The sequence below is a fragment of the Terriglobia bacterium genome, from assembly GCA_036496425.1.
GTDB lineage: Bacteria > Acidobacteriota > Terriglobia > 20CM-2-55-15 > 20CM-2-55-15 > 20CM-2-55-15.
Window position 1 is genome coordinate 1 of record DASXLG010000167.1, and the last position, 8530, is coordinate 8530.

Here is an 8530-nt window from a genome sequence, read left to right on the forward strand (position 1 = left end):
CGCGGACCGCCGGATCGAAGTGAACGCCATATTTGTCGACCAGCGCCTTGATGGCAGCATAATCGCCCTCACCTTTGATGCGCATGAGTTCCGCCAGGAGCATTCCAACACCCTGACGCACCTTCGTGTAGTCCGTGACTCGAATCGAGGCTTTGCCGTTACGATTCGACCGCTCGATTCCTCCGGTTTTATCGCTGATGTAATTCACAATGAGCTGGCGATCGCGGGCGTGGTCTTCTTCGATCGTATCGCCTTTCGGGATCGCGCGGAGCTGCGTCAGCGCCACCTGAACGGATGAATCGTACATGGCCTTGGCAACCTCCTCCTGATTGTCGATGAGGCCGAGTTCCTTCAGTTTCGGATCCCAGATGTTCCATAACGCCATCAGGTCGGCTCGGGCTTCTTCCAGCGTGGAGAAGTATTCCTTCAGGTACGGTTCCGCCCCTCCTTTCAATCTGTCGTTGAGTTGCCCGGACCCATGTCCGATCACTTCGTGCAACGCCGTCTTCAGATCATCCGCCTGTTCGCCGTATTTCTCCTGGCGCTGCGCATCTTCCGGTGTTGCGGCAAATTCCTGGGTCATCTTCGCGCCTCGGGCGCGGCCGAGCGCGTGGCTGCTGCCGACGAAAAGGAAGTTTTTGGTTCCGTATTTTTCGTGGATTTCGTTTTCGTTAGGGAGATTGTCGCCGATGGTCGTTACGTGGAAGTCACCGGTTTCGATCAGAACTTCAACGGCTTTGACGACCGGCGCCTGAAACGCCTTCCTCTTATACTTCGCGTCCCACGACGCCTTTTGCTCGAAGTACGCGGCGTTCTGCGCCAGTTTCGTCATCGCATCGGTCACCGGCTTATCCGTTATCGTGACGAAGCTTTGCGAACTGCCTTTTGCGCCACGGGCATCGCGATAGATCTCGATAAAACCGTTGGCGAAATCGACTTGCGCGTCGTTTTGAACCCAGTCCGCTCCGAACTGGAGCCAGTCCTTCGGATCACCGGTTTGATAGTAGCGAATGAGATCGCCAATGACTTTGGCTTGAGCGGGTTCGGCGACCGATCTCGCTTTCTCGAGGTATTCATTCGCCTTTTTCAGGTAAACCGCATACAAACCCGGCGAGACGCGCCCGTCAGGAGTACCGGCCCGATACACTTCCTCGCGCAAGCGGCCGTCGGCGCCTTTCACGACTCGCGAGTTGAGCGGATATCGCTCCGTGAAATTTTTCAAGTCCTGAAGCGTTACGCCCTGATAGAACGTATTCGAACTCGCCTGAATGATGTCCTGGCCCGCTGGAGGAGTTTTAGCCGTCGGCAGCGGCTCGAAACCGGCATCGAAAATCGCGGGACGCAGATCCGCCAGTTCACTGCGAAGACCGGCAGGCGCCGGAATCGCAGGAAGATCGCCATATGCTGTTTTGAATGCTCCGGCGGCCTGTGCCTTCACCGCGGCGTTTTGAAGATCGTCGAACGTAAACCCTGGAAGAAACTTCTGCCCGGTCGTTTCATTATGATTGCCCCGGTTGGCCCAGAACAGAAGCGCGTAATCCCGGATCTTCTTGAAGGTATCCGCATCCGCACTGGCCGGCCGAGCCACGATTTCCTCGATTATCCGTTTTTCACGCAGACCAAAACGTGAAAGCTGATCGTAAATCATCGGATCGATGGCAATCGAAGCCTGCGTCAGCCAATAAGCGAGCGCCTGACGGCGCGCATCAAGCTGGCCGAAGCTATCCGCCCGGAGCTCGAGAAAGGCAGTCTCGCCGACCCGCTCAACAATCCGGCTGCTTGCCGAAGGCTGATTCTGGGCCGTCATGGCGGAGGCAAAAAACACGATAAGTATGAACGCAGGGAGCAGTATGAGGACCTTCATAAACTAATGAAGTCTAGTATCCCTCCAGGGTAAGCACAACGGCGCAATTATTACCCTTCCATAGAGAACGGCCGGTGGATTCGAAGACGCTCTTGAACGGTTTATGTCTCTAAACTGTAAAATCTTGTAAGGTCCGCTCAGACGTTAAGCGGTATTGTGGAAAATGAAGTCTATAAAAACGAGAACGAGACGGCCGCAAGACGGCGCTTGAGCCTTCAGAGGAGTACATGAAAAGAACCGCTTTATTACTATTCGTGTTGTTTTGTGCTGCACCGGCATTCGCGCAGGTAGCGTTTATGGGCCAGAATACCTGGTTCCCGAACGTGGACGTCGGTGGGGATCCGAATGGATTGCACTATGTAACCCTTGTGCAGGCGTCGAATAATACTTCATCGTTCATTACGGGCACGATTCAGGTTTTCTCGGCTTCGGGAGCGGCTCTTCCTGTTTCCTACGATGGGGGAGCCAATGCGACTGCGGATAGCTTCGAACTGGACTCGGGCGTCACAAAGCAGATCCAGATCGGCCTCAGCGGCGCGATCACGCAAGCGTGGGTGCAAATCACATCCAGCCCGAATTTCGCGGAGACGACGGTCATCGTTCAATATCTGGCCGGCTCGTCGGTTCTCACAGAGATTGGAATAAACCCGTTTTTCCAAGGCGCGGAACTGCCGAGCGCGCTCTTTCCGGTTGAAACCAGCGCCAATCTGAACACCGGAATCGCGATCGCGAATCCTAACAGTGCTTCGGTTGTGCAGGCGCAGCTATTCAGTGGTTCGACGTTGCTCGGTACCATGACGATACCGCTGGCACAAAACGGTTATACTGCCAAACTAATAACCGATCTGTTTCCAACGTTTTCCGGAATTGGGCAATTGCAGCTTCTGTCGTGCACCACAACGGCATGTACCGCCGCTGGACCCGGCTTTGTCGCAACGGCGCTTCGGCTGAATCTGGCCAACAATTCGTTCACGGCCCTTCCCGTGGAACAAAGTGCTACCGCCGGCAGCCAGATCGTGCCTCACATCGCATTTGGTGGAGATCCGAACGGCATCAACCTCCAGACGGTGTTGTACCTGACGAATCCGTCTTTGTCCGGTGTGACCGGTCAGGCCAGCCTTTTCGATAACAACGGCAACCCTATCGCAGCATCGGCAAACGGAGGAGCGCCGCAGTCCAGCTTCGCGTTTACGGTACTCGGGGGCGGCGTGATGAAAATCACCCTGAGCGGGGGTTCCACGCTGCAACAGGGATGGGTTTTCCTCACATTGCCGTCGCAGACGACACTAATTGTCAACGCGCTGTTTCAAACCTACAACGGCCCAACCGTGATCTCTGAAGCGAGTGTGCTCGCAACGCCGCCGCAAACAGAAGGTCTGGTCTATGTAAATCTGGCGCCGAACCTCACAGACATCGGTTTGGCTCTGGCGAATCCGCAAACTACCAGCAATACCATCACACTGACCCTCTACAATTCGGCTGGGTTCGTCTTCGCAACTCAAAGCATTACGCTCGCGCCTTTTGGACATCTGGCGCAATATCTGGATCAGATTTTCTCTCAATTGGCGGGAGCCAACTTCACCGGCACATTGTCGATGCAGAGTGCCCTGGGATTTTCGACGGTCGCGCTACGACAAAATTTAACCAGTCAGGCGGGTTTTGCGGCGTTGCCGGTTCCGGCTGACATTATGTTCATCCCATCGGTAACGAACGCATCTATCGTCAGCACAAACCGGACGTCCGGGGGGCAGGTAAACTTCACCATCAGCGTTACAGATTTCAGCCCCAACCTCGTCACTCCGACCTCAACAGCCGTAACAGTCTTTGTAGCGGTCAACTATACGAATCTGGGGAATAATGGCTTCGACGGATATTATCAGGTACTCGTTGACGGAACGAGTCTGCTGAACACACCTTCAGGCACCTTGACCGGAACGTTCGTGGGCCAAAACCCGAGCATATCCAGTGGAACACCGGCCGTCCTGTATGTCGCCGTAGAGGACTCCCTGGGCAATCCCAGCAATATCCTTACACTGCCGTTCAAGTTCTGAATTCGATCAGTCGCGCCGCCGGGCGCGACTGATCGATGGTCAACCGGGCCACGCCGATCGGAAGCTTGAATCGGCGCGGCCCGGCGCCTCCCGGATTCAAATACAGAATGCCGCCGCGCCGCTCGATTGACGGTTTGTGGGAGTGGCCGCTGACAATCACCGCGCAGCCGTCAGAATCATGTGCAGTCTCCATTTTCTTGAGGTCGTGAATCATGAAGATGGAAATGCCTCCTACCGAAAGCCTCTTAAATTCGGGAATACCTTTCGCCCAGGCTTCAGTGTCGTTATTGCCACGGATGGCAATGACGGGCGCGAGCCTCTGCAGTGCATTCAGGACCTCGAGGCTTCCGATATCGCCTGCGTGAAGAATTAAATCGACCTTCCTGAAGACTCTCAGAACTTCAGGCCGGAGGAGGCCGTGTGTGTCCGAGATGACGCCAACGACAGGCATTGGATCTCTCTTCCGCTACACCGTCTCCAGTTCCGCGTATTTGGCAATCATCTTCTTCAGGCCATGCGAGATGAAGCTGACGGTGAGCTTCAGGTCGTCTCCGGCCCCTTCGGTGCGAAGGATCGTGCCGTAGCCGTACTTGGCGTGCTTGACCCGCGTGCCGAGAGCCCATGCGCCGCCGGATTTCTTCTTCGGTTCGGACGGTCTGTAGGCGGGGGCCGCTGTCTTTTCACCGCCGCCCAGAACCTTCATCACAGCATCAGCCGTATCGTAGCTTGTGCCCCCGTATCTCATGGCGGGCTTGCGCCGGCGTTCGCCGACGTCTTCCACCAGGTCCTGTGGTACTTCGGCAAGGAAGCGCGAAGGCTCGGACACCTGGTGATCCATGTTGCCGAAATAACGCCGGAAACGCGCGGACGTCAGATACAGCTTGTTCTCGGCGCGTGTCATTCCGACGTAAAAAAGGCGGCGCTCCTCTTCCAGCTGGGCAGCTTCCGCGATTGAACGGCTATGGGGAAAAAGTCCGTCTTCCAGTCCCATGATCAGAACCACGGGAAACTCGAGACCCTTCGCGGTATGCAGCGTCATCAATGAAACAGGAGTGGCTTCGTCATAGGCATCCTGATCTGAAACCAGCGCCGCATGGTCCAGGAACTCGCGCAGCTTCTCGCCGCGCTCATGGCTTTCTTCCGCGGCGGTGAGCAGTTCACGGATATTTTCGATGCGGCTTTCCGCTTCTTCGGTGCCTTCTTCCTGAAGCGTCTCGAGATACTTCGTCCCACTGACGATCTTTTCCAATAATGCCGCGCTGGACAACTCCGCGGCGCCTTGAACGAAGCCGGCGACCAGCCGGTAGAAGGCTTCGAGGCCACGAAGCGTCCGCATCGGCAGCCGGGCTTCGCGGACCGTAGCTTCGATTGCATCCCAGATCGAGATACCGCGTTCCACGGCAAGCTCTTCGAGAGCGTCCGTTGTGGTCTTTCCGATCCCTCGCGCCGGAACGTTGATGACGCGAAGAACGTGCACCGAATCATGCGGGTTCAAAGCGACGGTCAGGTAACCGATCATGTCCTTGATCTCGGCCCGTTCGTAGAAACTGAAGCCGCCGACGATCCGGTATTTCATATTGTAGCGGCGGAGTTTTTCTTCGAGGATGCGCGAGATAAAGTTTGTACGGTATAACACCGCCATTCGCGCCCCCGGGTCCGACTTCTGGTGAAAGAGAAGGCGCTCGGCGACATACATGGCTTCTGCCTCCGCGTCGGCCGCCTCCAGATAGGTGATGAGGTCGCCGGAAGGATTCTGCGTCCAGAGCGACTTGCCTTTCCGCATTTCGTTGTTGGCCACAACGGCGCTTGCGGCAGCAAGAATGTTCTTCGTGGAACGGTAGTTCTGTTCGAGTTTGATGGTGCGGACGCGCGGAAAGTCCTTCTCGAACGACAGAATGTTCTGAATGTCGGCGCCGCGCCAGCTGTAGATCGACTGGTCCTCGTCACCCACCACACAAATGTTGTCGTGTACGCGCGTCAGATGCCGCACCAGCCGGTACTGCTGGCGGTTGGTATCCTGGTATTCGTCGACCATCACGTACTGGAACCGCATGCTGTACTTTTCGGCGGATGCGGGGAACTTGTCGAACAGATCGACCGTCTTGATCAGCAGATCGTCGAAGTCGAGCGCATTCGATTTCTTGAGCCGCTTTTCATATTCGTTGAAAACGTTCGCGGTGAATTCCCATGACGGGTCCCACGAATCGTCGAGCAGATTCTGGGCGGTCTTGCCGTGATTTTTCGCATGACTGATGCGCGAATGGATCGTCTTCGCGGTGACGAGGCGGTCGTCGACCTTCAGGTCTTTCATGGCGGCTTTCACGACCTGCATCTGATCGGAGTCGTCGTAGATCGTGAAGTCCCGCGTGTAATCCAGCGCTTCGATTTCGCGGCGCAGAATGCGCACACACAGCGAATGGAACGTCGAAATCAACGGGTCGCCCAGCCGCGCGGCGCGGAGCAGATTGCGCACGCGGGATTTCATCTGGTCCGAGGCTTTGTTCGTAAAGGTGACGGCTAGAATCTGGTCGGGCCGCACATCGCGATCCTCGATCAGATGCGCGACTCGATAGGTGATGACGCGCGTCTTGCCGCTGCCAGCGCCGGCCAGAATAAGGACCGGGCCCTCGGTAGTCTGCGCCGCTTCAAGTTGTTGGGGATTCAAGAGTTTAGCTAGATCCATGATTCTGTAGGGGCGGTCTGTGACCGCCCGGGGCGCTCATAGAGCGCCCCTACAATGCGGCTCATTCCACTGTAACGCTTTTGGCTAGATTCCGGGGCTGGTCAATGTCGCAACCGCGCCGGACAGCACAATGATAAGCAAGCAGCTGGAGCGGAATGACTTCCAGAATCGGAAGCAGCAACTCATTGGTGGGCGGAATGGGGATGTAGTGCTCGGCACTCTCCTTCAAATCGGCGTCTCCTTCATTGCCGACCGCCACAATGATGCCGTCGCGCGATTTCACTTCCCTGATATTGTTCAAAACTTTCTCGTAACGCTGCTGGGATTCGGGGGAATCCGGATCGTATGCAGCGAGAAACACAACGGGCAGATTTTCGTCGATCAGCGCATTCGGCCCGTGCTTCATTTCACCCGCCGGATAGCCTTCCGCGTGGATATACGACAGCTCCTTGAGCTTCAGCGCGCCTTCCAACGCGATAGGGTAATGGATGCCTCGTGCCAGGAACAGGAAATCGCGCTGCCGGAAAAGGCCCTTGCTGATGTCTTCGATCGGCTTCGCGCCTTCCAGAATGCTTTCCATCTTGTGGGGCAACTCGGTCAAATCCGTCAGTGCCTTGCGGATTTCCGCGCCGCTTCGCGTTTTGTGCAGCTTGGCGAGATGAAGCGCAATCAGGTACAGACACGTGAGTTGAGTCGTGAACGCCTTGGTCGACGCCACACCGATTTCAGGGCCCGCCCGCGTATAGAGAACGGCGTCGGCGACACGGGTGGTCATCGAGCCGACGACATTTGTGATCGTCAGGCTTTTTCCTGCGCCCTGAAGCTGACGTTGCGCGGCAATCGTGTCAAGCGTTTCTCCGGACTGCGTGATAAAGATGAAAAGCGTATCCGGAAGAACCACCGGATTGCGATAGCGGTATTCGCTGGCGTAATCGACTTCCACCGGCACACGGGCGAACGACTCGATCATGTATTTGCCGGCCAGCGCCGCATGAGAACTGGTTCCACAAGCCAGGATCCGGATCTGTTTGAAGCTTTTCCACAGCTCTTCGGAAAACGCGGCATCCTCGAGGTGGATGGTGTTGGTGTCCAGCGAAAACCGACCAAGGACCGTGTTCTCGACGGCAACAGGCTGCTCGTAAATCTCTTTAAGCATGAAATGCTTGTAGCCGCCCTTTTCAGCCATGATCGGGTCCCACGTGATGTGCTGAAACTGCGGCTGACGGACATCACCGGCCGTGTCGAGCAGCCTGATACCGTCACGGGCTACCACGGCGACTTCATGATCATCCAAAAACAAAATCGAGCGGGTGTACGGCAGCATCGCCGGCACGTCGGAAGCAACAAAACCCTCTCCGTCGACAGCGCCGACGATCAGCGGATTGCCTTCGCGTACGGCGACGATCTTCTGGGGGTCGTCCGCGGAGAGGCAGGTGAACGCAAACAAGCCTTTGAGCTGCGCGAGCGTCTTGACCACAGCCTCTTCGAGTTTGCCGTCAAAATATTTCTCAATAAGATGCGCGATGACTTCGGTGTCCGTTTCGGTCGTGAACTTATGCCCTTCGTTCATCAGTTCCCGCTTCAAGGAAAGATAGTTCTCAATGATGCCATTGTGGGCAACGACGATTCGTCCTTTGCAATCGCGATGCGGATGCGCGTTTTCTTCCGTCGGACGGCCGTGGGTCGCCCAGCGGGTGTGACCCAGGCCAAATTGGCCCGTAACGGGCTGTCTGGATAGAAGCTCTTCGAGGTTTCTCAACTTGCCCGAAGCCCGCCGGACCTGAAGCTTGCCGTCCTCCACGATCGCGATACCGGCTGAATCGTAACCACGGTACTCGAGGGAGCGCAGGCCTCCCATGATGATGGGTACCGGGTCACGCGGTCCGACGTATCCGAAAATTCCACACATGCCGCCCAAAGAATACCACTGAG

Annotated in this window: 5 protein-coding genes; 1 reads left to right on the forward strand and 4 read right to left on the reverse strand. The window is 56.4% G+C overall.

Annotated features, from left to right (window positions below):
• The coding region (locus VGK48_11675) for a peptidase (GenBank protein ID HEY2381828.1) at positions 1–1864 on the reverse strand (1864 nt) is incomplete at its 3' end.
• A 227-nt stretch (positions 1865–2091) separates the two neighbouring features.
• Here VGK48_11675 and VGK48_11680 point away from each other — a divergent pair.
• Positions 2092–3915 (forward strand): hypothetical protein, encoded by a 1824-nt coding sequence (locus tag VGK48_11680; protein ID HEY2381829.1) that lies wholly within the window; start codon positions 2092–2094, stop codon positions 3913–3915.
• On the opposite strand, the gene VGK48_11685 is transcribed toward VGK48_11680, so the two are convergent.
• From VGK48_11685 to glmS, 3 genes are all read right to left on the reverse strand, one after another.
• Positions 3905–4366, reverse strand: a complete 462-nt coding sequence (locus VGK48_11685; GenBank protein HEY2381830.1) for a metallophosphoesterase family protein — start codon at positions 4364–4366, stop codon at positions 3905–3907. The two genes, VGK48_11680 and VGK48_11685, sit on opposite strands and share 11 nt — an antisense overlap.
• A 15-nt stretch (positions 4367–4381) precedes the next feature.
• Entirely contained in the window at positions 4382–6598 is a 2217-nt protein-coding gene (locus VGK48_11690) for a UvrD-helicase domain-containing protein (protein ID HEY2381831.1), read from the reverse strand.
• A gap of 61 nt (positions 6599–6659) precedes the next feature.
• On the reverse strand, positions 6660–8530 hold a 1871-nt coding region (gene glmS / locus VGK48_11695; protein HEY2381832.1), incomplete at its 5' end, for a glutamine--fructose-6-phosphate transaminase (isomerizing).

What these genes read in the sequence shown, in the direction of transcription:
- VGK48_11680 (HEY2381829.1), top strand. Translation starts at nt 2,092, where the DNA reads ATGAAAAGAACCGCTTTATTACTATTCGTGTTGTTTTGTGCTGCACCG.
- VGK48_11685 (HEY2381830.1), bottom strand. Translation starts at nt 4,366, where the DNA reads ATGCCTGTCGTTGGCGTCATCTCGGACACACACGGCCTCCTCCGGCCT.
- VGK48_11690 (HEY2381831.1), bottom strand. Translation starts at nt 6,598, where the DNA reads ATGGATCTAGCTAAACTCTTGAATCCCCAACAACTTGAAGCGGCGCAG.